The 26,709-nt window shown below is 45.2% G+C and carries 28 protein-coding genes and 5 tRNA genes; 5 read left to right on the forward strand and 28 right to left on the reverse strand.

The features are described 5' to 3' along the window. Positions 1-4: 4 nt before the first annotated feature. The 23 genes from nusG to rpsJ all read right to left on the reverse strand — a co-directional run bounded on the left by nusG (position 5) and on the right by rpsJ (position 13,393). Positions 5-550, reverse strand: coding sequence for a transcription termination/antitermination protein NusG (gene nusG, locus OAG1_RS18765; protein ID WP_016404043.1), 546 nt, complete (start codon positions 548-550; stop codon positions 5-7). Beyond that, entirely contained in the window at positions 550-927 is a 378-nt protein-coding gene (secE, locus tag OAG1_RS18770) for a preprotein translocase subunit SecE (RefSeq protein ID WP_016404044.1), read from the reverse strand. The genes nusG and secE overlap by 1 nt, the downstream gene beginning before the upstream one ends. A 54-nt stretch (positions 928-981) precedes the next feature. Next, positions 982-1,057 (reverse strand) — tRNA-Trp (locus tag OAG1_RS18775). A 187-nt stretch (positions 1,058-1,244) separates the two neighbouring features. After that, positions 1,245-2,429: an elongation factor Tu gene (gene tuf, locus OAG1_RS18780; protein ID WP_221077417.1), complete on the reverse strand. Its 1,185-nt coding sequence runs from the start codon at positions 2,427-2,429 to the stop codon at positions 1,245-1,247. 94 nt (positions 2,430-2,523) lie between these two features. Then, positions 2,524-2,599, reverse strand: a tRNA-Thr gene (locus tag OAG1_RS18785). A 4-nt stretch (positions 2,600-2,603) separates the two neighbouring features. Then, positions 2,604-2,678 (reverse strand) — tRNA-Gly (locus OAG1_RS18790). Between the two features lie 37 nt (positions 2,679-2,715). Beyond that, positions 2,716-2,799: transfer RNA gene (locus OAG1_RS18795), tRNA-Tyr, on the reverse strand. A 43-nt stretch (positions 2,800-2,842) separates the two neighbouring features. Beyond that, positions 2,843-2,918: transfer RNA gene (locus tag OAG1_RS18800), tRNA-Thr, on the reverse strand. A 111-nt stretch (positions 2,919-3,029) separates the two neighbouring features. Then, positions 3,030-3,992 carry a bifunctional biotin--[acetyl-CoA-carboxylase] ligase/biotin operon repressor BirA gene (gene birA, locus OAG1_RS18805; protein ID WP_338622334.1) on the reverse strand — a complete coding sequence of 321 codons (963 nt, stop codon included), beginning with the start codon at positions 3,990-3,992 and terminating at the stop codon, positions 3,030-3,032. Further along, on the reverse strand, positions 3,979-5,046 hold the full coding sequence (gene murB / locus OAG1_RS18810) for a UDP-N-acetylmuramate dehydrogenase (protein WP_338622335.1): 1,068 nt from the start codon (positions 5,044-5,046) through the stop codon (positions 3,979-3,981). Before murB ends, birA begins: the two co-directional genes overlap by 14 nt. Next, positions 5,043-5,996, reverse strand: a complete 954-nt coding sequence (coaA, locus tag OAG1_RS18815) for a type I pantothenate kinase (protein WP_016403505.1) — start codon at positions 5,994-5,996, stop codon at positions 5,043-5,045. Before coaA ends, murB begins: the two co-directional genes overlap by 4 nt. 69 nt (positions 5,997-6,065) lie before the next feature. Beyond that, the gene (locus tag OAG1_RS18820) at positions 6,066-8,270 is read right to left on the reverse strand and encodes a polysaccharide biosynthesis tyrosine autokinase (RefSeq protein WP_016403504.1); all 2,205 of its coding nucleotides are present in this window, start codon (positions 8,268-8,270) and stop codon (positions 6,066-6,068) included. 180 nt (positions 8,271-8,450) lie between these two features. Beyond that, positions 8,451-8,696, reverse strand: a complete 246-nt coding sequence (gene rpsQ, locus OAG1_RS18825; protein ID WP_016403503.1) for a 30S ribosomal protein S17 — start codon at positions 8,694-8,696, stop codon at positions 8,451-8,453. Then, positions 8,696-8,887 carry a 50S ribosomal protein L29 gene (gene rpmC, locus OAG1_RS18830; protein WP_016403502.1) on the reverse strand — a complete coding sequence of 64 codons (192 nt, stop codon included), beginning with the start codon at positions 8,885-8,887 and terminating at the stop codon, positions 8,696-8,698. Before rpmC ends, rpsQ begins: the two co-directional genes overlap by 1 nt. Continuing rightward, positions 8,887-9,297 carry a 50S ribosomal protein L16 gene (rplP, locus tag OAG1_RS18835; protein WP_016403501.1) on the reverse strand — a complete coding sequence of 137 codons (411 nt, stop codon included), beginning with the start codon at positions 9,295-9,297 and terminating at the stop codon, positions 8,887-8,889. The genes rpmC and rplP overlap by 1 nt, the downstream gene beginning before the upstream one ends. Before the next feature lie 11 nt (positions 9,298-9,308). Continuing rightward, on the reverse strand, positions 9,309-10,007 hold the full coding sequence (rpsC, locus tag OAG1_RS18840) for a 30S ribosomal protein S3 (RefSeq protein ID WP_016403500.1): 699 nt from the start codon (positions 10,005-10,007) through the stop codon (positions 9,309-9,311). 10 nt (positions 10,008-10,017) lie between these two features. Beyond that, complete coding sequence (rplV, locus tag OAG1_RS18845) at positions 10,018-10,350, reverse strand: 50S ribosomal protein L22 (protein ID WP_016403499.1); 333 nt, start codon at positions 10,348-10,350, stop codon at positions 10,018-10,020. Positions 10,351-10,361: 11 nt separating this feature from the next. After that, positions 10,362-10,640 carry a 30S ribosomal protein S19 gene (gene rpsS / locus OAG1_RS18850; RefSeq protein ID WP_026959667.1) on the reverse strand — a complete coding sequence of 93 codons (279 nt, stop codon included), beginning with the start codon at positions 10,638-10,640 and terminating at the stop codon, positions 10,362-10,364. A gap of 11 nt (positions 10,641-10,651) precedes the next feature. After that, the gene (gene rplB, locus OAG1_RS18855; RefSeq protein WP_016403497.1) at positions 10,652-11,482 is read right to left on the reverse strand and encodes a 50S ribosomal protein L2; all 831 of its coding nucleotides are present in this window, start codon (positions 11,480-11,482) and stop codon (positions 10,652-10,654) included. Positions 11,483-11,494: 12 nt separating this feature from the next. Continuing rightward, positions 11,495-11,797, reverse strand: coding sequence for a 50S ribosomal protein L23 (gene rplW, locus OAG1_RS18860; protein ID WP_016403496.1), 303 nt, complete (start codon positions 11,795-11,797; stop codon positions 11,495-11,497). Then, positions 11,794-12,399, reverse strand: coding sequence for a 50S ribosomal protein L4 (rplD, locus tag OAG1_RS18865; protein ID WP_016403495.1), 606 nt, complete (start codon positions 12,397-12,399; stop codon positions 11,794-11,796). Before rplD ends, rplW begins: the two co-directional genes overlap by 4 nt. Before the next feature lie 15 nt (positions 12,400-12,414). Then, on the reverse strand, positions 12,415-13,050 hold the full coding sequence (gene rplC, locus OAG1_RS18870) for a 50S ribosomal protein L3 (RefSeq protein ID WP_016403494.1): 636 nt from the start codon (positions 13,048-13,050) through the stop codon (positions 12,415-12,417). Positions 13,051-13,081: 31 nt separating this feature from the next. Beyond that, a complete protein-coding gene (gene rpsJ / locus OAG1_RS18875) occupies positions 13,082-13,393 on the reverse strand; it encodes a 30S ribosomal protein S10 (RefSeq protein WP_014290685.1) in 312 nt (103 codons plus the stop codon). Positions 13,394-13,746: 353 nt separating this feature from the next. On the opposite strand from rpsJ, the gene OAG1_RS18880 reads away from it, so the two are divergent. From OAG1_RS18880 to OAG1_RS18895, 4 genes are all read left to right on the forward strand, one after another. Beyond that, positions 13,747-15,609 (forward strand): ATP-binding protein, encoded by a 1,863-nt coding sequence (locus OAG1_RS18880; protein ID WP_338622336.1) that lies wholly within the window; start codon positions 13,747-13,749, stop codon positions 15,607-15,609. A gap of 19 nt (positions 15,610-15,628) precedes the next feature. Further along, positions 15,629-16,126, forward strand: coding sequence for a response regulator (locus OAG1_RS18885; RefSeq protein ID WP_338622337.1), 498 nt, complete (start codon positions 15,629-15,631; stop codon positions 16,124-16,126). 212 nt (positions 16,127-16,338) lie between these two features. Continuing rightward, positions 16,339-16,737 carry an MmcQ/YjbR family DNA-binding protein gene (locus tag OAG1_RS18890; protein WP_338622338.1) on the forward strand — a complete coding sequence of 133 codons (399 nt, stop codon included), beginning with the start codon at positions 16,339-16,341 and terminating at the stop codon, positions 16,735-16,737. A gap of 137 nt (positions 16,738-16,874) precedes the next feature. Then, a complete protein-coding gene (locus OAG1_RS18895; protein ID WP_338622339.1) occupies positions 16,875-17,633 on the forward strand; it encodes an endonuclease/exonuclease/phosphatase family protein in 759 nt (252 codons plus the stop codon). Positions 17,634-17,700: 67 nt separating this feature from the next. On the opposite strand, the gene argH is transcribed toward OAG1_RS18895, so the two are convergent. The 5 genes from argH to argC all read right to left on the reverse strand — a co-directional run bounded on the left by argH (position 17,701) and on the right by argC (position 23,631). Continuing rightward, positions 17,701-19,578, reverse strand: coding sequence for an argininosuccinate lyase (gene argH / locus OAG1_RS18900; protein ID WP_016403487.1), 1,878 nt, complete (start codon positions 19,576-19,578; stop codon positions 17,701-17,703). A gap of 84 nt (positions 19,579-19,662) precedes the next feature. Beyond that, the gene (locus OAG1_RS18905) at positions 19,663-20,868 is read right to left on the reverse strand and encodes an argininosuccinate synthase (protein WP_152783416.1); all 1,206 of its coding nucleotides are present in this window, start codon (positions 20,866-20,868) and stop codon (positions 19,663-19,665) included. A 42-nt stretch (positions 20,869-20,910) separates the two neighbouring features. After that, on the reverse strand, positions 20,911-21,825 hold the full coding sequence (locus OAG1_RS18910) for an ornithine carbamoyltransferase (protein ID WP_016403485.1): 915 nt from the start codon (positions 21,823-21,825) through the stop codon (positions 20,911-20,913). 9 nt (positions 21,826-21,834) lie between these two features. Beyond that, the gene (argB, locus tag OAG1_RS18915) at positions 21,835-22,611 is read right to left on the reverse strand and encodes an acetylglutamate kinase (RefSeq protein WP_338622340.1); all 777 of its coding nucleotides are present in this window, start codon (positions 22,609-22,611) and stop codon (positions 21,835-21,837) included. Positions 22,612-22,620: 9 nt separating this feature from the next. Further along, entirely contained in the window at positions 22,621-23,631 is a 1,011-nt protein-coding gene (gene argC / locus OAG1_RS18920) for an N-acetyl-gamma-glutamyl-phosphate reductase (RefSeq protein WP_338622341.1), read from the reverse strand. Positions 23,632-24,057: 426 nt separating this feature from the next. On the opposite strand from argC, the gene ppc reads away from it, so the two are divergent. After that, entirely contained in the window at positions 24,058-26,685 is a 2,628-nt protein-coding gene (ppc, locus tag OAG1_RS18925; RefSeq protein ID WP_152783527.1) for a phosphoenolpyruvate carboxylase, read from the forward strand. The last annotated feature ends 24 nt before the right edge of the window (positions 26,686-26,709 follow it).

Genomic DNA, 26,709 nt, shown 5'->3' on the forward strand with positions numbered 1-26,709 from the left:
TTTATCAGCCTTTTTCGATTTGTCCGAATTCTAGCTCTACTGGCGTAGCTCGGCCGAAAATCAATACTGATACTTTTACGCGGCTCTTTTCGTAATCCACTTCTTCGATAGTACCGTTGAAGTCGGCGAATGGGCCATCGGTAACACGAACCACTTCGCCTGGTTCGAATAGAGTTTTTGGTCTTGGCTTATCACTGGTTTCATCCAAGCGATCCAAGATAGCTTTCGCTTCTTTATCAGAAATTGGAGCTGGGCGCTCTGCCGTTCCACCAATAAAGCCTAGTACCCGCGGTACACTTTTCACTAAGTGCCAGCTTTCATCGTTTAGATCCATTTGAACCAAAACGTAACCAGGGAAGAACTTGCGCTCACTCTTACGCTTTTGACCAGCGCGCATTTCAACTACTTCTTCAGTCGGTACTAGAATCTCACCAAAAGAATCTTCCATAGAATGGATTTGGATGTACTCTTTTAATGATTTAGATACGCGAGCTTCATAGCCAGAAAAAGCCTGAACCACGTACCAACGCAATTTGCGCTCTTCAGTCATTAGATACCTACCCCTGTTACAAAGGCAACTAGACGAACCAATATCGCATCTAGGCCCCACAAAATTAGTGACATGAATGCAGTAGCAGCTAATACAATCATGGTAGTTTGAATGGCTTCTTGACGAGTAGGCCAGATAACCTTACGCACTTCCATACGCGACTCTTTAGCAAATTCGAAGGCTTGCTTGCCTTTATTGGTTTGCGATGCAATGCCTAAAGCAGCAATCACGGCAATCACAACACCGATTACACGCACCAAGATCGACATATCTGTATATAGGTAGTTACCTACAACAGCGGCGATTAAAATTAGAGCAGCTAATGCCCATTTTAGGCCATCTAACGACCCACTTTGGTTTTCAGTACTGGTACTCATCAAACAACCTACAAATAATCCCACAAAATCATAAATCCCTTCATATAGGGATAGTGGCAGGGGTGGAGAGATTCGAACTCCCAACATTCGGATTTGGAATCCGACGTTCTGCCATTGGAACTACACCCCTATAGCACGAAGCCCGACATTATAGGCACTTTGTTTCAAGATTGTAACCCTTGAATGTCGAAAAAACGCGACTAGGCAAACAATAAATCGCCCGGGTATTTATAACACCAGAGCAGAACTTAAAGATCTTGCCTTTAAAAACAAAAAAAGGCCGCTTACGCGACCTTTTTCTTGCTGTGCTACTCTTCTTATTCGAAGATTTTAGCTACAACACCCGCACCTACTGTACGGCCACCTTCACGGATTGCGAAGCGTAAACCTTCGTCCATCGCGATTGGGCAAATTAGCTCTACAACAAATTTCAAGTTGTCGCCTGGCATTACCATTTCTACGCCTTCTGGTAACTCTACAGAACCAGTTACGTCAGTTGTACGGAAGTAGAACTGTGGACGGTAGCCTTTGAAGAATGGCGTGTGACGGCCACCTTCGTCTTTGCTTAGTACGTATACTTCAGCTTCGAACTTGGTGTGTGGAGTGATTGAACCAGGCGCTGCCAATACTTGACCACGCTGTACTTCGTCACGCTTAGTACCACGTAGAAGAATACCACAGTTCTCACCAGCACGACCTTCGTCTAGAAGCTTGCGGAACATTTCTACACCAGTACAAGTTGTCTTAGTAGTCTCTTTAACACCTACGATTTCAATTTCTTCTGAAACCTTGATGATACCGCGCTCTACACGACCTGTTACTACCGTACCACGACCTGAAATTGAGAATACATCTTCAATTGGTAGTAGGAATGGCTTGTCGATGTCACGCTCTGGCTCTGGGATGTAAGTATCTAGCGCTTCTGCTAGTTCTACAATTTTTGCTTCCCACGCTTCTTCGCCTTCTAGGGCTTTAAGCGCTGAACCTTGGATTACTGGAATGTCATCACCTGGGAATTCGTATTCAGATAGAAGTTCACGTACTTCCATTTCTACTAATTCTAGAAGCTCTTCGTCGTCTACCATGTCACATTTGTTCATGAATACGATGATGTAAGGTACACCAACCTGACGAGAAAGTAGGATGTGCTCACGTGTTTGTGGCATTGGGCCATCTGTAGAAGCTACTACTAGGATAGCGCCGTCCATCTGTGCTGCACCAGTGATCATGTTTTTAACGTAATCGGCGTGTCCAGGACAGTCTACGTGTGCGTAGTGACGAGTTGGAGTGTCGTACTCTACGTGTGAAGTAGAAATGGTGATACCGCGCTCGCGCTCTTCTGGAGCGTTATCGATTGCTGCGAAATCTTTAGCTTCACCACCGTATACTTTTGCAAGTACGTTGGTAATAGCGGCTGTTAGAGTTGTTTTACCGTGGTCAACGTGGCCAATTGTACCAACGTTTACGTGCGGTTTTGAACGTTCAAATTTTTCTTTAGACATAATAGTCCCTCTGGATAAAGGTCATTGGTACAAAGCACCATTGGTTTACGCTTACCGACCGGTAAAAAGCAATAGGGAGACTTAAAAAGGAATGTGGTGCTGATAGGCAGATTCGAACTGCCGACCTCACCCTTACCAAGGGTGCGCTCTACCAACTGAGCTATATCAGCACTGTGGAGCGGGCAGCGGGAATCGAACCCGCATCATCAGCTTGGAAGGCTGAGGTAATAGCCATTATACGATGCCCGCATCAAACCTTTGGAAGACGACCTACTACCAAAATAAATGGTGGGGGGGGACGGATTCGAACCATCGAAGCTTTCGCGGCAGATTTACAATCTGCTCCCTTTGGCCACTCGGGAACCCCCCCACACTGTCACCTTGTAACAAGGTGAAGCCTTACACTTAAGAGATGGTGCCGATTGCCGGAGTCGAACTGGCGACCTACTGATTACAAGTCAGTTGCTCTACCAACTGAGCTAAATCGGCATCGCTTAAGTGCTGCGCATTCTATGTAATGCATTTATTAAATGCAACAACCAAATGGAAAAAAAAACTAAGGATTGATGTGAACGCGCAAAAATCAGCCAGCAGGCTCAATTATTGGCCGCGTAGCGATACTTCACCGGCCATAAAGGCTTGTTGTTGGCCGTTTATTTCAAGCAGTAATTGGCCTTGCTTATCTACGCCTTTTGCCGTGCCTTTTAACTGTCGCTCCTCGGAGAAGCGCAAGCTTACTGCTTGATCCGCAAAAATATCGTAGCGATTCCAACGCTGCTGCAGTGCAGCGAAGCCCTGTAACCGAAATACCTCGAACATCTGATTCAAAGACTCAACAATGGCTATAGCTAAGTCGGTTCTGTTTAAAGGGGACTTGGCATTAGTTTCTAACTGAGCGAAAGCTTGGTCAATTTGCTCTGCTTGAAGGCTGGCCACTCTAACATTCACTCCTAAGCCAACCACCAAACTAACTTCGCTATTAGCGTGACCTTGAAGCTCAATTAGTACTCCACCAAGCTTTTTACCACCATGATAAATATCATTTGGCCACTTTAAGCCTAAATCCTTAAAACCGGCCTTTTCTAATGCTTCTACAATCGCTAGCCCAACAGCTAGGCTTAAGCCCATGGCGGCTTCAATGCCATCTTGCAAGCGCCACAACAAAGACATACAAAGTTGACCCGCATAGGGCGTTTGCCATGCTCGCCCTCTCCTGCCGCGACCAGCACTTTGGTACTCTGCGAGAACCACTTGGCCATGTTCCACGCCGTCTATATTGCTCATTAACCAAGCATTGGTCGAATCCACCTGATCGAATACCAAGGGCATATTATTGGGTAGAGCCTGTTCTAAGACTTCAGAATCTAGCAGAGAGAGCGGCTGGGCCAAGCGATAACCTTTGCCTTTCACACTGTAGATATCTAAACCCAAAACCGAGTACTGCTTGATATAACTAGCAATTGTGGTTCGAGAAACATCAAGTTGCTTAGCTAAACTTTCGCCAGAGCAAAATTCACCTAATGAGAGAGCGTTTATCAGCTGATAAGGTTTACTCTGCTGCATCGGGCTTGCCTAATACTGTGCTTGGCTCGATCTCACCAGAGTGTGTAATAAAACGAACTTCTGGTTGCAGTAACACATTAAAGGATTGCCATACTTGCTGGCGAATGTGGCGACATAGTGCGAGTAAGTCGCTAGCTTTTGCATTGGCTTTGTTAACCAATACCAATGCTTGATCTTGATGCACTGCTGCACCACCTATTGAATAACCTTTTAGGCCAAGTTTATCTATTAGCCAACCCGCGGCTAACTTAGCTTGTCCCTTGCTTGCTGGATAATTTGGCATCTCAGGGTAACGAGAAAGCAAGCTTGAAAGATGCCCTTGGCTAACCAGAGGGTTCTTAAAAAAGCTGCCAGCATTGCCTAGTATCTTAGGATCAGGAAGTTTGCTGATGCGCATTCTGCACACCTCTTCAAACACTGTCTGCGCAGACACACCTTCAGCTAGCTGCTGCAATCCACCATAGTCACGCTTTGCTAGCCATGACTTACTAAGCTTAAAGGTAACCTTACTGATAATAACTTGGTCTTTTAGCTGAGCTTTGAAAATGCTGTCTCGATAAGCAAATTTGCACTGTTTACTGCTGAGAGTTTGCATGCTGTTAGTCAGCAAAGAGTAAAATTCAACCTCACTGCATACATCGGCTAGCTCAATGCCATAAGCGCCAATGTTTTGTACGGGAGACGCACCCACTGTTCCGGGGATCAGAGCTAAATTCTCTAAGCCAGGCATTCCTTGTTTGACAGTCCACTGCACAAACTGGTGCCAATCTTCTCCCGCTGCTGCTTTAATGGTGTAGCAGTCATCGTCATCACTGACTTCAATGCCGCGTAACTTATTGACTATAACCAGCCCGCTAAAGTCTTCTAGCAGCAGTAAGTTAGAGCCTCCACCAATCACCATCCACGGCAGTTGCTTTGAGCCAGCCCAGGAAATGAGCTCGTTGATGTCTTCAGCATGTTTTACTTCAACAAAATGCTTAGCTTTAGCCGCTAAAGCAAAGGTATTGTAGGAGCTTAAATCAACATCACTTTGTATCGAGGAAACTACACTCATTTTCTTAAACGAACCCGACTTACTTCATGGTTAGCACTTTTTTCTAATATCAAATCAGCGCGCTCTCGGGTGGGAAGAATATTCTCAATCAAATTGACGTGGTTAATTGAAGACCAGATCTGCTTAGCAATCTCCGCGGCTTCGTTTTCATCAAGTCGAGCGTAATGATGGAAATAGTTGTTGGGGTGAGTAAAAGCGCTAGCCCGTAACTTTTGAAAGCGTTCGATATACCAGGTTTCAAGAAGCTCTGGTTCGGCATCAACAAATATTGAAAAGTCTAGGTAATCGGAAACAAATACCTGCCGAGGTTGATTGGGATAATCGCGGGCCGATTGCAGCACGTTTAAGCCTTCAAGAATAACAATATCCGGCTGTTCTACTTTAATCTGCTTATCTTTTACGATGTTGTATGAAAGGTGAGAGTATACTGGCGCCGAAACACTCTCCTCTCCAGATTTAAGCGCTGCCACAAAATCGACCAAGGCTTTTTGATCGTAACTTTCTGGAAAACCCTTACGCTGCATCAAGCCACGCGCTTCAAGCTCTTCGTTAGGCAATAAGAAACCGTCGGTGGTTACAATATCAACCTTAGGATGCTCTGGCCAACGTTGCAACAGCGCCTGCAAGATCCGCGATGTAGTACTTTTGCCGCCGGCTACACTACCAGAAACACCAATGATATACGGGACATGTTTTCCACTACCTAAAAAATTAGCTAATACTTCTCGGCGGTCTTGGCGCGCTTTAACGTATAAGTTGAGCAAGCGAGATAACGGCAGGTAAATATCTACAACCTGAGGCAGGGACAGCGCTTCGTTAATACCACGAATGCTTTCAAGATCATCTTCGGTAAGAGTAAGAGGTACTGATTGACGGAGTGTTGACCAAGCTTCGCGTTCAAAATCTAAATAACTAAACGCATGCGGCGCGGTGGTGTAAGTTGCTGGCATGGGCCCTTCCTATATAGTGCGGCACAACCATATACCAAAACTAAATAACTCTCCAGCTTAAGGCAGGATTTAACCCTGTTTGCGGAATTTGTCTTCGCGTAAGGGAACTACTTTAGGGCTGCGTTCAACCAAATGAACAGAAGGTAGGTCGTAATCGTAAGCACGTTTGTTGCGGGCGACTTTATTAAATACTACGCCAGATATTTCTAAATCCATCCGCGCCAACTTATTCAAAGCATTCTCTATTGATTTGCCATCAGTTCGTTCCGCCTGCACAACCAACAACGTGGCGTCTACCGAAGGTGCAACCATAACCGCATCACTAACCTGCATTAATGGGCCGGTTTCAATAACAATGCGATCGTAGTGCTGACGCAGGCCCTTAAGCAACAGCTTGAACTTTTTAGAGGCTAATAAAGAGGTAGAGTGTCGGTCAATCAAACCTGCGGTTAGAACATCAAAACCTAACTGGTTATCACGGTGAATACATTGCGATACAGAATGAGTACGCGCGAGTAAGTGGGTTAAACCCGGTTGTGACAACGAGTAATTTAAGTAGGTAGAAACCGAAGCACGGCGTAAGTCAGCATCAATCAACAATACCTTTTCTACATCACTACAGGCCGAGGCTGTTTGGATGGTTAAACTGGTTTTGCCCTCACCTTCTAAAGCAGAGGTAAACAACACTACTTGGCCGCGGTTTGGCCGCATTTGTAAACGCGCTCGCAAAGAACGCAGTGGCTCACCCAACCAAGGGTGAACACCTTGTCTGAGCCATTTGTTGCTGCGAACCTTCACTTTTGGTACTTCAGCTATCACTTCAACACTTAGCGCATTTTCCAGCTCATCAACCGTTGAGAAGGTGCGCGACATAGCCTGTCTAAGTAATACAAACACCACACTCAAAATACCGGCAAGCATGCCGGCTAGTATCACGATGATTGCTTTCTTTGGTTTAATTGGAGACTCAGGGATCCGTGCGCTATCAACCAACTGAGCATAACCCCGGTTGAATCCTTCTGCTGCTTCGGCTTCCTTAAACTTCTCAAGGAAAGTGTTGTAAAGTCGGGTATTACTTTCTATCTCGCGAGTCAGTTGGTTAAAACGCGTTGTCTTGCGGCTAAGGTCTTGATATCTCACCTTAGCTAATCGTAAAGATTCTGATAAAGCGGCTTCGCGCGCAACAGCAGACTGATAGCTTTTCTCGATACCTGAGATAATAAAATCGGTTTGGCTGCGTAGCTCTAATTCAACCCTTGAGATCTCTCCCGTCAAGGACACACGCTTAGGGTGTTTAGGTCCATAACGCTTAGCTAAGTCGGCTTGTTCTAATTCCAGCTCAATCCGTCGGCGCTTAATATTTTGCACCATAGGATCACGTTGAATCTCACTTAGGGAGGTTAGTTTATTTAAATCGCCAGTGGCGGTGCGTCTTACTAGATTCCATAGCGCACTGGCCTCACTTTTGATCCGCTGAGCTTCCAGTTGCTGAGTTGTCAGTTGCTGCAGCTCTTTACCGATAAGCCCTAAGATACCTTCCTGATCAACTAGGTTTTCTTGCTCGCGATACAGCTGCAGTTCAACTTCTGAGCTCTGCAGGGCAGACTTTAAGCGATTCAGCTCTTGCAATAACCAGCCAATAGTTTGATCAGTGGCCGCTTCACTAGAGCTTCGGTGATACTCAATATAGGCTTCTGCTACCGCGATAGAGACTTGCTGAGCCAGTAACTTGTCCCAGCTTCTAAATTTGATTTCGACTAAACGACTCTTAGGTAAAGGCGTTACCGATAGTCGACTTTTAAATACCCTTAATATCTGGGCTTCACTTGGTGAATTAGTGCTACTAAATTGGGAACTATAGCCTAGGGTAATGACCTGCCACCAATAACGCCAAGGGGCAATTGGTTTGCGTAAGAATTCAGGGTGATGTTGTAAATCTAACTTATGAATAACCGCTAATGCGATACGCTCAGAACGAAGAATTTCTGTTTCAGTATTAAAATATGCTTCAGCTTGGGTATCGAAGTTGTAGACATCTTCTACAGCTACCATTTTGGTTTGGCTGTAACCGATCATTAGCTTAGAGGATGCTTGGTATAACGAAGGCAGTGCTTTTACATACAACATACTTAGCAGCAACGTGACCATCACAACCAAGATAATGTTTAATTTTGCTTGCCACAAAGTAACAAAGAGATGACGTAAATCGACTTCTTTGCTCTCCCTATTTTGTGACGACTTCTGCTCTTCCATGAACCTAAACGGTGACTCCATTACCTAATGTACTTCCTATAACTAACTGATACTGCCAGCTCAGCGGGCTACATGCAATTAGGAAATATTGGAATTGCAGGTGAAAAAAATGCGTCATGCTGCAAAAAACAATAATAATATAATTGTTATTAATAAACGAAAAAAGGCTCCCAATGGGAGCCTTTTTCATAGTTTTAAAGCTTAGGCTTTAACTACTACGTCTACCAAAGTCCAAGACTTAGTCTTAGAGATTGGAGCACATTCTCTGATGGTAACTACATCGCCTTGAGCGGCAACGTTAGCTTCATCATGAGCGTGTAGCTTAGTAGTGCGTTTGGTGTATTTCCCGTAGATAGGGTGTTTAACCTGACGCTCAATAGCAACAACAATAGACTTGTCCATTTTGTCGCTAACTACTTTACCTTGCAATGTACGGATATCGCTCATTACGCACCTGCCTTCTGATTCAGAATTGTTTTCACACGCGCGATATCGCGACGTACGTTTTTAAGCAAGTGAGTTTGAGCCAATTGGCCAGTACTTGCTTGCATACGCAAGTTGAATTGCTCACGAAGCAGGTTTAGTAGCTCAGCTTTAAGCTCTTCAACACTTTTATCTTTAAGTTCGTTCGCTGTCATTACATCACCGTCCGCGTTACAAAAGTGGTGCTAATAGGTAACTTACGCGCAGCAAGCTCGAAAGCTTCGCGAGCAAGACCTTCTGAAACGCCGTCCATTTCATACAGAACTTTGCCTGGCTGAATTTGGGCTACCCAGTATTCCACGTTACCTTTACCTTTACCCATACGAACCTCAAGAGGCTTCTGAGTAATCGGCTTGTCTGGGAATACACGGATCCAGATTTTACCTTGACGTTTAATGTGACGAGTCATCGCACGACGTGCTGCTTCGATCTGACGAGCAGTAAGACGGCCACGACCAGTCGCTTTAAGACCGAAGTCGCCAAAAGACACGTTTTGTCCTTTGCCTAAACCACGGTTACGACCAGTGTGTTGCTTACGGAATTTAGTACGTTTTGGTTGTAACATTCCCGGTTCTCCTATTTAGCGTTGCGCTTGTTACCGCGCTTCGGCTTAGAAGGAGCTTCAGGTGCTGCAGCCACTGGCATTCCGCCAAGTACTTCGCCTTTAAAGATCCAAACTTTAACGCCGATGATACCGTAAGTAGTCAACGCTTCTGAAGTTGAGTAATCGATATCAGCACGTAAAGTGTGTAGAGGTACACGACCTTCACGGTACCATTCAGCACGAGCAATTTCTGCACCGCCTAAACGACCACTAACTTGAACCTTGATACCTTTAGCGCCTAGGCGCATTGCGTTTTGTACTGCGCGCTTCATAGCACGACGGAACATAACACGACGCTCTAGCTGGCTAGAGATAGAGTCTGCTACTAATTTAGCGTCTAACTCAGGCTTACGAACTTCTGAGATATTGATTTGCGCAGGTACGCCAGCTAATTTAGCTACGTTCTTGCGAAGTTTTTCAACATCTTCACCTTTCTTACCAATTACAACACCTGGACGAGCAGTGTGAATAGTTACACGAATGCTCTTAGCAGGACGTTCAATAGTAATGCGAGATACAGAAGCGCTTTTCAATTCTTTAGTTAAGAATTGACGCACTTTGTGGTCGCTGTAAAGGTTATCTGCGTATTCACCTTTATCGGCATACCAGGTTGAATTCCATGGTTTTACGATACCTAGGCGAATACCATTAGGATGTACTTTCTGACCCATTGCTTATCTCCTAGTTATCAGACACAACCACAGTGATGTGGCTGGTACGCTTGATAATACGGTCGGCTCGGCCTTTAGCACGAGGACGAATACGCTTTAGAGTTGGACCATCATCTACGAAGATTTTGGTGATTTTCAACTCATCAATATCAGCACCTTCGTTGTGCTCAGCGTTAGCAATGGCAGATTCTAGAACTTTCTTAACAAGTCCTGCTGCTTTTTTGCTGCTGAATTGCAACGTAACAAGTGCTTTTTCAACTGGTAGACCACGTACTTGATCTGCAACCAGGCGAGCTTTTTGCGCAGAACCACGAGCAAAACGATGTTTAGCTAAAGCTTCCATTATTTAGACTCCTACTTCTTCTTCGCTTTCTTATCAGCAGCGTGGCCGCGATAAGTACGAGTTGGCGCAAATTCACCCAGTTTATGACCGATCATTTCATCGGTAACAAATACTGGAACGTGCTGACGACCATTATGGACAGCGATGGTCAAACCGATCATTTGTGGAATGATCATTGAGCGACGAGACCAAGTTTTCAATGGTTTCTTGTCCCCGCTTTCCACCGCTTTCTCTACCTTCTTCAACAAGTGTAGGTCAATGAATGGACCCTTCTTGAGAGAACGTGGCATGGCGATTCCCCTTATTTCTTAGAACGACGGCGTACGATATATTGATCCGTACTCTTGTTTTTACGAGTTTTGTAACCTTTGGTTGGAACACCCCATGGAGTAACTGGATGACGGCCACCAGAAGTACGACCTTCACCACCACCGTGTGGGTGATCAACTGGGTTCATTACCACACCGCGAACGGTAGGACGAACACCACGCCAGCGCGTTGCACCAGCTTTACCAAGTTTACGTAGCATATGCTCAGCGTTACCAACTTCGCCCAATGTAGCGCGACAATCAGATAAAACTTTACGCATTTCACCGCTACGTAGACGTAGAGTTACGTATGCACCATCACGCGCTACGATTTGAGCGTAAGCACCAGCAGAACGCGCCATTTGGGCACCTTTACCAGGCTTCATTTCAATCGCGTGCACAGTAGAACCTACTGGCATGTTGCGCATTGGCAAACAGTTACCTGCTTCGATTGGTGCATCAACACCAGTCATTAGCGGAGTGCCTGCTTTAACACCTTTAGGTGCTAAAATGTAACGACGCTCACCGTCAGCAAACAATACAAGTGCAATGTTTGCGCTACGGTTTGGATCGTATTCTAGACGCTCTACTTTCGCAGGGATGCCGTCTTTGTCATTACGTTTGAAGTCGATCATGCGGTAGTGTTGCTTATGACCACCACCGATATGACGAACGGTAATTACACCGCGGTTGTTACGACCACCAGACTTAGACTTACTTTCCAATAAAGGAGCGTAAGGCTTGCCTTTGTGCAGGTCTTGGTTAACCACTTTAACAACGTGGCGACGACCAGCAGATGTAGGCTTACATTTTACAATAGCCATTTAAGATACTCCTTACTCTGCGGCACCGGTGAAGTCGATGTCTGCACCTTCAGCTAAGGTTACATACGCTTTCTTCACGTCGTTGCGGCGACCAAAACGTGCTCCGTGACGCTTAGTTTTACCTTTTTGGTTCAAGGTAGTAACACCAGTCACTTCAACTTCGAATAGTTTTTCAACTGCAGCTTTGATTTCTGCTTTAGTAGCGGTTTTCACTACTTTGAATACGATAGTGTTATCGGCTTCAGCAGACATAGTGCTCTTTTCAGAGATATGTGGAGCTACTAGAACTTTCAACAAACGTTCTTCGCTGATCATGCTAACCACTCCTCAATTTGTTTAACTGCATCAGCAGTTACCAACACTTTATCAAAGGCAATCAAGCTAACTGGGTCAATACCAGCTACGTCACGTACGTCTACTTTATATAGGTTACGTGCGGCCAAGAATAAGTTTTCGTCAACTTCAGGAGTAACGATTAATACATCGTTAAGATCGAAGTCTTTCAACTTAGCAACTAATTCTTTAGTTTTTGGCGCTTCAACAGCAAATTTTTCAACCACAATCAAACGTTCTTGACGAACAAGTTCAGACAAGATGCTGCGGATTGCGCCGCGGTACATTTTCTTGTTAACTTTTTGGCTGTGATCTTGTGGCTTAGCTGCAAAGGTTACCCCGCCGCTACGCCAAATTGGGCTACGAATAGTACCGGCACGAGCTCGGCCTGTACCTTTCTGACGCCATGGTTTCTTACCACCACCTGATACTTCAGAACGTGTTTTCTGAGCGCGTGAACCCTGGCGAGAACCTGCAGCATATGCAGTTACTACCTGGTGAATCAACGCTTCGTTAAAGTCACGTCCGAAGGTAGTTTCGGAAACTTCAAGAGCGCTTTGCGCGTCTTTCAATACCAATTCCATTACTATCTCCTAACGTTACGCTTTAACAGCAGGTTTAATGATCACGTCACCATTGGTAGCGCCAGGTACGGCACCTTTAACCAAAATTAGGTTACGTTCAACATCAACACGTACAACATCTAGGTTTTGCGTAGTTACACGCTCAGCACCCATATGTCCGGCCATCTTCTTGCCCTTGAATACTTTACCTGGGCTTTGGTTTTGACCAATAGAACCAGGAGCACGGTGGCTCAAAGAGTTACCGTGAGTAAAATCTTGGGTAGCGAAGTTCCAGCGTTTAACACCGCCTTGGAAACCCTTACCTTTAGAAGTACCAGTAACGTCTACTTTTTTAACTTCATTGAACAAGTCAACTTTTAGCTCATCAGCTACGTTAACTTCTTCGCCTTCACCGTCTGCTAGACGGAATTCCCACAGGCCGCGACCCGCGTCAACACCAGCTTTAGCGAATTGACCCGCTTCTGGTTTGCTAACACGACTTGCTTTTTTAGCGCCGGTGGTCACTTGCAGAGCGCGGTAACCGTCGCTGTCCTCAGTGATAACACGAGTAACGCGGTTTGGCTCACATTCGATTACGGTAACTGGAATAGAAGCGCCATCTTCAGTGAAGATGCGAGTCATTCCAACTTTACGACCGATTAGACCAATCATTGTAAAAACCTCTTATTAAACAGACTCAGGCTTAGCCCAAGCTGATTTGCACATCTACACCAGCAGCAAGGTCAAGGCGCATCAAAGCGTCAACTGTTTTATCAGTTGGCTCAACGATGTCTACAAGACGTTTGTGGGTGCGAATTTCATACTGATCACGCGCGTCTTTGTTAACGTGCGGAGATACTAGTACGGTGTAACGCTCTTTACGAGTAGGTAGTGGAATAGGACCACGAACCTGAGCGCCAGTGCGTTTGGCAGTTTCTACGATTTCCGCAGTAGATTGATCGATCAGACGGTGATCAAATGCTTTCAAGCGGATTCGAATTCTTTGGTTCTGCATTGACAGAGCTCCAAATAAAAAATAAAAGAACCTAACACACACCAACGACATCCGATTCCAATATCTGGGGATGGTAGTGCATGCGACGAGTAACGTTTGCTTCCAAATCGGAAGCACTGTTAGTGCTAACTGTTTAACCAGTTAACTGATGAATTGCCGAAACAACTCAGCCACTAATTTAGTGAGCCGCGGTATTATACTCAAGCACTGTTAAAAAACAAGCCAATCTACAAATTTTGTTCAATCGCTAACCAAATCACCTCCATACAACAGCGGGAATCTTTAAGCAGCTCGCAAAACCTTAATAGTTGTAAGCCTATAATATTCAACAACAAGCATTAAATAGAGCTAGTATGAATACCCAACATAGCTTACTGATTGTTAGCCAACACCCTTGGCCAAAGCAGCTGGAGCATGAAGATGCTCCCTGGATCTACTGGCAAACTAAAACCTTTCCTAATTCCCTACAACTCTCTGAGCACCAACTTGCGCTAGTCGTTGTAGATATCGCCTTACTGCAAAGCCCTGAAAACAAAGCTAGCCTAAGGCATTTGCTCAGTCTGCCTACAACAGAAACAGCTAATGTGCTGTTTTATGCCGACAAGCTACCTAGCGCTAAACAATTATGCGAGCTAGTAAATCAGTTCACGCCAATGCATATCCTGTCTCCAGAAGACTCTGACAGTGAGTTGATTGAGCAACTTAGATTGCATTGGCCAATTGCCGAACATCACCAGCAGCAACGTTGGTTAGAAAAACAATTGGCCGAGCATGTAGCTCAGTTTCGCGCTAACTTTTTTGATTACACCGCGCTTAGCGACCAAGAGTTATCCGACCAAGTTATTTCGGCGCTGTATGCCTTTTTTAAGGATAACGATGAAGACCACTTGTGCCGAACTTACAGTGCCAACCATTTACTTACCCAAGAAGGAAAGGCCAATCAGTTTTTGTGGTTTATTGCCAAAGGCGAAGTGGTTTTAAAGAAACAACAAGACCAACAAACCTTAGAAGTTGCCCGCATGCAGGCAGGCTCATTGGTAGGAGGCATGTCCTTTGTAACTGGCGAACTCGGTTTTACTAGCGCAGTGACCACCATGCAAACCGATGTGATTAAGTTAGATAGGGTCACGTTTGCCAAGGTATTGGATTCTAGCAGCCACTTATTGCCTTTGTTTACCAACTTGTTGTTGCGGCATTTTAATCGGCGCCTACAAAAAAGCATTCATACCAAACTTACCTTACAAAGCACGCTCAACTCTTTAGATTCTGCCCACGAACAGCTCATCGAAAAGGAGAAGATGGCAGTGCTCGGTCAGCTCATCTCTGGCATTGCTCACGAACTAAATAATCCTGTTGCCGCCATTACCCGCGGCAGTGACACTATTGCAAAGCAATTGCCAAAAGTACTTAACAGTCCGCTTAGTGATGCACAACAAGCTTTGGGACAACAGTTACTCGAAGCCGCTTTTACCCTAACCCCAATGTCTACCAGCGAGATTCGTCAGCGTAGCAATAACTCAATCGATTTATTTGGTGATGCCATAACCGCTAGAAAGGCTGTCAGCATAGGCTTAGATAGACCAAACCTTAGGCAACAGTATTTACAGTGTCCAAGCACCTCCGATAACGTGGAGTTAATAAACGCCTTATCTAGCTTCCATCAAATTGGTAATTTTTTACGCAATATTCAAGTCTGTGCAGCACGTATCGCAGAGCTAGTTAAAGGCTTAAAACACTACGCAGGGCAAGACCCTGAGCAACCGGTACTAGCCGATCTAAATGAAGGCATTGCTGAAACGCTAGTGATCTTAGAAAACCGATTACGCGGCTTCGAAGTAGAGTGTAATTACGGTTTACTGCCAGTGTATCGTTGTCACCCAATCGCCTTACAGCAAGTTTGGACTAACCTCATCGCTAACGCTTTAGATGCCATGGAGAGTCGTGGCAAGCTAAGTATTAGTAGTCAATATGTAGAAGCTTCACCTAGTTATATTTCAATTGTTATAGAAGACACCGGCCCCGGGATAAAACCCGAGATAATTGAGAAGATTTTCCAGCTAAATTTCACCACCAAACGAGAAGGTAATTTTGGCCTTGGCATAGGCTTAACCGTTTGCCAACAAATAGTTGCGCAACATTTAGGCAGAATCGAAGTGGAATCTGAGCTAGGACAATTTACCCGTTTCATTATTACCTTACCATTAAACCAACAATAGGACTTAGAGGAGTCGCACCATGGAACAACTACTGATTTTGTGTGTTGATGATGAACGCGAAGTATTGGATAGCGTTCTTAACGATATAGCCCCTTTAAGCCCACCATTTACTATAGATGGCGCCGAAAGCGTTGCGGAAGCACGCCAAGTGATTAAAGACTTTGAAGCGCAAGGCGGCAAGCTAGCCTTAATACTTGCCGACCACATTATGCCCGATAAGTTAGGCATCGATTTTCTCATCGACCTCAACCACGCTAGCACCAGTGAATCAGCTAAAAAAATCCTATTAACTGGGCAGGCTGGTCTGCACGACACCATAGAAGCGATTAATCGAGGTGGACTAAATTACTATCTCGCTAAGCCATGGTCAGAAGAGCAACTGCTTAACATCATTAAAGAAAAGCTAACCGATTTTGTTATTGAGTATTGCGACAACCCTATGCCCTTTGCTCAGGTACTAGACGGAGAGCGGATCTTTAGTCATATGAGCCAACACCGCCTAGATCTAGGTAATTAACAAAATGTCAGTAGAGAATGCTTGCTGCTTAGAAAAAATTGTTTAATGGCTTTATTATGAAAGCAGGATTCTAGAGTTATACCAATCACGCTAGGTAAGTGATTAAAAATAACGCAGGAAAAATACTCGAGAATAAAGCAGGACTTTTCGATAAGTAGTTATTCTACAATCAAAAATTCTAACTCAGTTATCCAGTATTTTAACCAGATAGAATGAACAGTTACTTAGTACGATTGGTATTAGGCAAAGTTATGGATTACGAACAACTAAAAGCGTATTTAATGGGCAAGCCTGAGGTGACCCAAGATTTGCCCTTTGCCCCAGATGTGCCAGTATTTAAAGTTCGCGGGAAAATGTTCGCTCTAGTTGGTTGGAAAGACGGCGTAATGAATATGAACTTAAAATGCCAACCCGAGCAAATCGATGCGCTAACCGATATTTATCCCGCCATCACCCGTGGCTATCATATGAATAAACGCCACTGGCTAACTCTTTATTTTGATGGAAGTGACGCCGAACAAGAAGCCTTGCGCTTAATTGATAACTCGTTTGAGTTGGTAGTTAAAGGCATGAACAAACAGGCTCAGCAACAACTGCTAGGCATAAGCTAATCTTGACTCAGCAGTTAAGGTTTACCTTAAGGCTAGTGCTATTTAGCCTGATTCTGGGGTTATCTGCATGCTCGAGCAATGGTAATAATACTGCCAGCTCAGTTCCTTTAAAAATCGCTTACTGGCCACATTCTGAGGTGAGCACAACACCTTTACCACTACTTAAAGTCGCTACGCTAAACCTTGCCCATGGGCGTAAACATGCACTTAACCAGCTGCTGGTGAACGGCGATACCACCAAAAAGAATTTGTTAGATATAGCCACTTACTTACAACAACAAAATATCGACATTGTGGCTTTACAAGAAGCAGACGCAAGTTCATCTTGGTCTGGCGCCTTTGACCATGTTGCTTACCTCGCTCAACATGCTGGCTATCGCTGGTATGCACATAGCATTCACAGCAGCAGTAAGTTGGCGAGCTATGGCACCGCCATTCTTTCCAAATATCCTATTAGTGAAGCGCTTGCGGTTAACTTTGCACCTAGCCCGCCCACTACCAGTAAAGGCTTTACCCATGCACGCATAAGGCTTAACTCTGAGCAGAGCCTTGATGTAGTTTCTGTGCACCTAGATTTTTCTCGCGCCAGTATTCGCCAGCAACAACTTGAACAACTCAATAAACAACTAAAAGATACGGTAAATCACACCATTATTATGGGCGACTTTAATAGTGAGGGGCAGCTAGACAAACCAGATGAAGTAAACCACTTTCTTCAGCATAGTCCTTACCGAGCATTTGAGCTGGGCAACAAAGCCTTGGCCAGCTATAAAAGCAAACGCTTAGATTGGATTTTTCTTTCTAAAGACCTGAGTTTTATTGACTACCAAGTTGGGCCAGATAGCTTATCTGACCATCGCCCTGTAATTAGCCTGATTCAAATTCCGACACACTAAACGACAATAGAAACGGCAATAAAAAAAGCCTCGCGATGCGAGGCTTTGGCAACACAAACGATGACTGTTAAGCCACGTTTTGCTTATGAATAAGTGTGCTGTTATCAATGATGAACTCTAAAGCAACTTCATCACAGGCATGCTGACGAGGACAAATATCACAATCTTTCATCACTTTCTCTGGCAGCATATTTTTAGAGGTTGGGCTAAAACCTAACTTCATGAAGAATTCTGGCACTCGAGTTAGTACAAATACCTTCTCGATTTCCATTTTCTTGGCTTTCTTCATTAAGTGCTGCACCATTGCACGACCTTGACCAACACGCTGTGAGCCAGGGTTTACACCCAATGAGCGAATCTCTGCTAAACCAGTGTCATAAAGGTAAAGCGATGCACAGCCGGTAACTTTGCCAGCTTGCTCACTAACCGTGAAATCACCAATTGCTTGAACTAGCTCCGGACGAGGACGAGGCAAGTTTTCACCGGCTTGTGACCAGTAGTTGACCATCTCTTCGATGTTGTCTAAGTCGGTCATGCGGGCTGAACGTACATACAAACCTTTTACGTTACGTTTTGATAAACGCACTTCGGCTTCTGTTAAGGCATGCTCTACTTGCTCAGGCGCTACACCACCTAGAGCTTGGCGCTTCGCAAGAGTAGATTCTAGCGATAAGTTTGGATAAACGTCGTCTTCAATCTCTGGGGCTAGCTCTTTAAACTCAGCCAAGCTTAGCTCTTCTAGCGGCACACCTTTTTCAATGGCTTTCACTACCGCAATACCCACAATATGGTGAGCCTCACGGAATGGGATGCCTTTAGCCACTAGATAGTCGGCAAGCTCTGTAGCATTAGAGTAACCACCTTTGGCTGCTTCGGTAGTGGTTTCTTCGTGCACGTTCATATCATCAAGCACTAACTCAGCCATAGCTAAGCAGTCGCCCCACGTATCTAGCGCGTCGAACAACCCTTCTTTGTCTTCCTGCATGTCTTTGTTGTAAGCCAAAGGCAATGCTTTTAAGGTCATCATAATGCCAGACAAAGAGCCGTAAACTCGACCGGCTTTACCACGAATAAGCTCTAGCGCATCGGGGTTTTTCTTTTGTGGCATTAATGACGAGCCAGAAGTCACTTGGTCTGACAAATCAAGGAAGGCAGACTCACCTGAATTATAGAAAATTAAGTCTTCAGCCATGCGGCTTAGGTGAATCATACTAATAGATGCAGTAGAAATAAGCTCAACCACGTGGTCGCGATCCGATACCGAATCTAAGCTGTTACGTGTCGCACGGCGAAAGCCTAAATCTTTAGCAATTTGTTGGCGATCCATTGGGTAAGCAGTACCAGCAAGCGCACCACATCCAAGCGGGCAAACATCTACTCTGCTTAGCGCATCTTGCAAACGTGAGTAATCACGTTCAAACATTTCTACATAGGCCATTGCCCAGTGAGAAAAAGTCACCGGTTGGGCACGTTGTAAGTGAGTGTAACCTGGCAGAACGGTGTCTTGCTGCTGGCGCGCAAATTTAACCAGTTTTTGTTGCAGCTTGTCTAAATGCTCAAGAAGCTCAACCCCTTGGCTTTTACACCACAATTTTAAATCGGTAGCAACTTGGTCATTACGGCTGCGGCCTGTATGTAGCTTTTTACCTAAATCACCCACCCGTTGAATCAGTTGAATCTCAACCCAGGAGTGAATATCTTCGGCATCGCTACCCAAAATTTGCTGTGGGTTTTCGGCGACTTGCTTACCTAAATCTAATAACGCGTCTTCAAGTTTGCTTTGCTCATCTTGTGTGAGAACGCCAACACTTAATAAGGCCTTAGACCAGGCAATAGAACCCGTTATGTCTTGTTCCGCTAAACGGTAATCAAAACGTAAAGAATCGTTGAACTGCTTAAATCTGGTATCTGCAGCTTGGCTAAAACGCCCACCCCACAATGCCATTTTACTCTCCATTTATTATTGCAAAGACCTCAGAGCAACTTGCCTCTGAGGTCTAAGTATTCCTGCTTATTACTTCTGCCAATCTTACTTGCTATTTAAAGCGCGGATCCGGCTGGCTAGAGAGTATAAACGAATAAAGCCTTCAGCGTGCTTTTGATCGTAAACTTGGTCTTCACCAAAGGTTGCAAACTCTTCCGAGTACAAGCTATTTGGCGAACGTTTTTGCACCGCAACGGCTTGGCCTTTATAAAGCTTAATCACTACATCGCCATTGGCATCAGCAGCCATAGCTTCTGAAGCAGCAATCAGTGATTTACACAGCGGCGTAAACCAACGACCGTCGTATACCAAGTGTGCCATTTCTTGGCCCACTTTCTCACGCCATACCCGTGAAGTTTTGTCTAATACTAATTCTTCGATTGCGCGTAGCGCCGCAACAATCACCGTGCCGCCAGGAGTTTCGTAACAACCACGAGACTTCATACCAACAGTACGGTTCTCAGTAATATCAATACGACCAACACCATGAGCAGCAGCAATATCGTTTAACTTCATTACTACTTGGTAAGGGCTTAATGCTTCGTCGTTAACCGCAACAACACGGCCTTGTTCAACTTTAAGGCTTACGTATTCTGGCTCGTTTGGCGCATCTACTGGATCAACAGTTAAGGTCCAAACACCTTTGCTTGGCTCGTTCCAAGGGTCTTCTAGCTCGCCACCTTCGTGCGAGATATGCCATGCGTTAGCATCACGGCTGTAGATTTTGGTTGCAGAAGCAGTTGTCGCAATGTTGCGCTCTGCTAAGTAGTCCAGCAAATCTTCACGGCTTTCCATGTCCCACTCACGCCAAGGCGCAATTACTGTTAGTTCTGGAGCCAATGCTGCAAAACAGCTTTCGAAGCGAATTTGGTCATTACCTTTACCGGTACAACCATGACATACCGCGTCGGCGCCAACTTTACGGGCAACTTCTACTTGCGCTTTAGCAATGATAGGGCGCGCCATTGAGGTACCTAACAAGTAAGTCCCTTCGTATACTGCACCGGTAGCAATGGTTGGATAAATGTAGTCAGCTACAAACTCTTCTTTAAGGTCAACGATGTAACATTCAGATGCACCAGAGGCTAAAGCTTTCTCTTCTAAGCCAACTAACTCTTCTTCGCCTTGGCCAACATCGGCACAAAAGGCAACAATTTCACAGTTGTTGTAGGTTTCTTTTAACCACGGAATGATGGCCGAAGTATCTAGGCCGCCTGAGTATGCTAATACTACTTTTTTGATATCTGACATTTAAAAATTCCTTGTTTAACTCAGCCTAGAGCTGAACATTCACTAACTTAATAAACTTACTAGTACGGCGTTTTGTGCATGCATACGATTCTCGGCTTGATCAAAAATCAAAGACTGAGGACCGTCCATCACTTCCGAAGTAATTTCCAACTCGCGGTGAGCAGGTTGGCAGTGCAGCACGTGGTTAATACCACATTGTTGCATCAAATTCTGGTTAATTTGATAAGCCATAAACTTATCTTTAACTGATTGCAGTGGCGTATCGTCGCCCATCGATACCCAAGTATCACCATATACTACGTCGTAGCCTTTAATGTCTTCAACAGTATTAGTTACTACAATTTTGCCGCCATGCGCTTTGGCTAATTGATTAGCTTTTTGCACAACTTGCGCATCTGGGCTTGAGCCTAGCGGGCAAACGGCAGCCACTTCCATGCCTAAGATAGCGCCACCTAACAATAATGAATGCGTCACATTGTTGCCATCGCCTAAGTAAGCCAGCTTAACTTTGCTTAAATCTGAGTAGTGCTCAGCGATGGTTTGGAAATCAGCTAAGCCTTGGCATGGGTGGTACAAATCACACAGTGAGTTGATAATTGGTACCGACGAATGCTCACGCAAAGTTTGTAGGGTTTTATGAGAAAACACTCGCGCTACAATCGCATCAGCCCAACGAGTAATGTTAGAGGCAAAGTCTTTAACACTTTCGCGCTCGCCCATCGCGCCATTTTGCTGGTCTAAATACACCGCATGGCCGCCTAAACGGTTAATGCCAATATCAAAAGTTACTCGTGTACGTAATGATGGTTTTTCAAACAAAGTTACAACACTTTTACCTGCAAGGGTTTGCCCATAATCTGCGGGTGTTTTTTTAATTTTAGCGGCCAGCTCAAGCAGCCCTAAAATTTGTTCTTGAGTTAGGTCCTGCAAGCTTAACAGGTGTTTAAAATCACTCATCATCTTTCCTTAAACGGTAACTTGAGTCCCTACCGACTCACCTTTATATGTTTGTCCAGCTAACAAGCTGGCAAGTTTCGCAGGATCTTTCCATGATGCTAGCGAAACCGGTGTTTGCAAAAATTCGGCAGCCTCTAGAGCCGCTTTAACTTTTACCGTCATGCCATCGGTAATTACCCCATCGGCAATCAATTTATCAGCCAGTACGCTATTTAGCTCAGCCACCAACTGTTTATCTTGGTCAAGTACGCCAGCCACATCGGATAATAACACCAATTGGCCCTGCAGCAATTTACACACCGCTAACGCAGCTTGGTCGGCATTCACATTGTAAAGTTCGCCATCTTCGCCAATACCAATTGAGCTCATTACCGGCACGTGGCCCAGCTCAATAAGGCTATTTAGTAAAGCGGGGTTGCCTAAAGATGCCTCGCCTACATGGCCTAAACGAGCATCCATTTGGCTTACTTTACAAGAGCCTGCATCACTTAAACACAAGCCCACAGCCGACAAACCTGCTTTTAGCGCTTGCGCTAACAACAACTTATTGCTGGTACCCGCTAAGGCTCCCACCACATAAGGAATCTGCTCTTTTGGGGTAATGCGCAAGCCGTCTAACTTTTCCGATACAAAGCCGGTTTTAGCTAATACATCTTCTACTACTACGCCACCGCCATGCACTAAAACAATAGGTTGCTCAACTTGTTGCAAGGCAGCAAATAAATTGTCTAGGGCTAGGCTGTTATTTAAAACGGCACCGCCTAACTTAATCACTAATGGTTTCATTGCCTGCTCCTAAACCAGCGACTCGGTAAGGGCAAAGCCATTACGAATATTCAAACACTGGATAGCTTGGCTAGCGGCACCTTTTAATAGGTTATCTTCAGCCGACACCACAATTAAGTCTTCACCTTGTTGTTGCCAAGCCACATCAATAAACGGGGTGTTTTCTACTTTGGCAATAGAAGGCCACTCACCTTCCAATATACGTACAATGTTTTGGCCTGCATACGCTTGCTGATAAGCTGCATTTACTTGCTCTTCAGTGGTGCCTGCTTTTAGCACCACATTGATGGTGGCTAAAATACCGCGTTTAAAGTTACCCAAATGTGGAGTGAAGATCACTGGGTGACCTAAGTGGGCAGCAATTTCTGGTTGGTGGCGGTGATTAAACACCCCATAAGGCGCTAAGCTTACTTCGCAGAATGAGCTAGTTAACGAGGCTTTGCGCCCTGCACCACTCACGCCACTAGTAGCATTAATTACTGCTTTGTTGCTTGGCTCAATCAATCCTGCTTCAGCTAGTGGCTTAAGCGCAGTTAACGATGCAGTTGGGTAACAACCCGCTACAGCAACTAAATCCGTTTTCTTAATTTTCTCGGCATTCCATTCAGCTAAACCGTATACCGCTTTTTCTAATAACTCGGGGAATTGATGAGTAAAACCGTAGAATTTTTCGTAAAACTCTGCGCTTTGAACACGGAAGGCGCCAGACAAATCGAAGACCTGACAACCTGCATTTAAAAATGCTTCGGCTAAATCATGGCTTACTTCGTGAGCAGTGGCTAACAAAACAATATCAATATCAGCAAAGTTTTTGGCGATATCAGCCACAATTAACGGTTGTACAGGAGCGTCAACCACACCGCGTAATTTGCCGTGCAGAGTAGATAGCGCCTTGCCTGCGTCTACACTTCGCTCTGAAACATACAACCCGGCAAGTTCTAAATCTGAATGGCGACTTACATAGCCTGCCAACTCTGCTCCGGTGTATCCACTTGCACCAACAATCGCTGCCTTTAACATCGTTTCTTGTTCCCTTGAAATCTTATGGCATAGTGTTATTTATTGAGCTGCATTTTACTGACCAAATGAACAAAATGTCACGCTTGTCAGCTCAAAAAAAACTAGCTGTCTTTAATATAAACGGAGAATACCACAGGCAATTCTTTATGCAATAAAAATGAATTTTTATTTATTGTTAAATTTACGCGTATAGGTTAAAAAGTAAGCCGAACAAAGTTGCCCTTATTAAAATATGAGTAACAATCTATAAATAGCCGCTTGATCCTAAGCAAAGGAAACAGCGTTATTTGTAATTTAATTACAGGTATTTTGACTATATGCTCGGTCTTAGGTATGTTTTTGCCCTAGGACTAGGGTGATTTAGTAAAAAAATTTCAATAATCGCTAGCAAACGCAAACAGTGAAGGAAAGACAATGAGCCAGAATATGCCTCAGGAGATTAACGCCTCGTTACGAGGAAATGTGAGTCTACTCGGACAACTACTTGGTAACACGATCAAGAGCCATATGGGAGAAGCGTTTCTAGAGAAAGTAGAAACCATACGCCAGCTAGCTAAGGCCTCACGTAATAACGATGATGAGGCGCGCGAGCAGTTGTTGGAGCTATTGCGTAACCTAAGTGATGACGAGCTATTGCCGGTAACCCGTGCCTTTAGCCAATTCCTAAATTTGGCAAATATCGCCGAGCAATTCCACACCATTTCACGTAACTGCGAAGGCAGTACCTGTGCCCAAGATCCTATCGACCAAGTTTTCAACAAATTAAAGCAAGAAAACTTAAGTGAAGCAGAGATCCACCATGCAGTGGCACAGCTAAATATTGAGTTGGTACTTACCGCGCACCCAACCGAGGTGACCCGTCGTACCCTAATCAACAAACACGTTGCCATTAATAACTGTTTAGATTGGTTAGAACTCGACTTACCAGATCAAGAGCGCAGCCAATTGCTAAGCCGCTTAGAGCAGCTAATCAACCAAGCATGGCACACCGACGAAATTCGCCAGCAGCGCCCTACTCCGGTAGATGAAGCTAAATGGGGTTTTGCGGTAATTGAAAACTCGCTATGGCAAGCCGTGCCAGACTTTGTGCGCCAGTTAGACAAAAAACTTGGCCAGCACTTCGATATGCGCATGGCCTTAGATGCTGCGCCAGTAGTGTTCTCATCTTGGATGGGCGGCGACCGTGACGGTAACCCATTTGTTACTTCCAAAGTAACCGAAGAAGTATTGTTGTCTAGCCGCTGGGTAGCGGTAGATCTTTACCTAAAAGAAATTCAAACCTTAGTTAGCGAATTGTCGATGAGCGATGCTAACGAAGCACTGCTTGAGCAAACCGGTGACCAAAACGAACCTTACCGCGCCTTATTAAAAGTATTGCGCAGCGAGCTACAAGAAACTCACGACTACCTTACAGCCAAGCTAAAAGGCCAGTACACCGAAGCGCGCGATATTATCACCAATACCGAGCAGCTACGTGAGCCACTTGAGCTTTGTTACTACTCGCTACAAGACTGTGGCATGGGCATCATCGCCGACGGCACCTTGCTAGATCTACTACGTCGTATTGCCTGTTTTGGCATCAACTTACTACGTTTGGATATTCGCCAAGACAGTGGCCGCCACGAAGAAGTGTTCTCAGAAATCACTCGTTACCTAGGCATGGGCGACTATGCACATTGGAACGAAACCGATAAGCAGCACTTCTTACTGCAAGAGTTAAACTCTAAGCGCCCGCTGTTCCCACGTGATTGGGAGCCCAGTGAATCGGTACAAGAAGTACTAGACACGTGCGCCATTATCGCCAAGCAAGAGCGCGAAGCATTAGGCATTTACATTATCTCCATGGCGAGCGAGCCATCTGACGTATTAGCCGTGCAACTGCTACTGCAAGAAGCCGGTTGTCCATTCCGCTTGCCGGTTGCGCCTTTGTTCGAAACCCTAGACGATTTGAACAATGCGCCTGCTACCATGAGCAAACTGCTATCAGTAGATTGGTACCGCGGTTACATCTCTGGCCAACAACATGTAATGATTGGCTACTCAGATTCAGCTAAAGATGCCGGTGTATTAGCGGCATCGTGGGCGCAATACCGCGCTCAAGAAGCGCTGGTATCTATCTGTGAAGGCCATCAAATCAGCCTAACCTTGTTCCATGGACGTGGCGGTACAATTGGTCGTGGTGGCGCGCCAGCGCACGCAGCCTTGTTATCACAACCTCCAGGTTCGCTAAAAGGTGGCTTACGTGTAACTGAGCAGGGCGAAATGATCCGCTTTAAGTTCGGCTTACCTAAAGTTGCCATGGATAGCCTAAACCTCTACGCCAGCGCAGTATTAGAAGCGAACTTGATCCCACCCATGGAGCCAAAAGACGAATGGCGCGAAGTGATGGATCAAATTGCCGAAACCTCTTGTGAAGCCTACCGTGGCATTGTTTGGGGTGAAGAAGAGTTTGTGCCTTACTTCCGCTCGGCAACCCCAGAGCGCGAGTTAGCTAAACTGCCATTGGGCAGTCGCCCAGCCAAGCGTCGCTCAGACGGTGGTGTAGAAAGCTTACGTGCAATCCCATGGATTTTCTCATGGAGCCAAAACCGCCTATTGCTGCCAGCTTGGTTAGGTAGCGGTGCGGCATTCGAAGGTTTAATTAAAGAAGGTAAAAGCGAGCTGCTAACCGAAATGCGCGCGTGGCCATTCTTCGATAACCGCTTAGCAATGCTAGAAATGGTATTTATGAAAGCCGATACTTGGCTATCAAAAATCTACGACGAGCGTTTAGTGGAGCCAGAGCTACAGGAGCTAGGTGAAAAACTTCGGGTTAAGTTAGAAGGCGCTAAAGCGGCCATTGTTTCGCTAGCACCAGACAACAAGCTATTGGCTAATCAAGCCTGGGTGGTTGAGTCACTTAATCTGCGTAACCCTTACATCGATCCTTTGCATGTATTACAGGTTGAGCTGCTAAATCGTTCTCGCGCTAACGAAGAACTTTGCCCTGTAGTTGATCAAGCCTTAATGGTAAGCATTGCCGGTATCGCTGCGGGTATGCGTAACACCGGTTAAATACACACCTATTTAACCGTAGCA

This window comes from Agarivorans sp. OAG1, assembly GCF_037076485.1.
Lineage (GTDB): Bacteria > Pseudomonadota > Gammaproteobacteria > Enterobacterales > Celerinatantimonadaceae > Agarivorans > Agarivorans albus.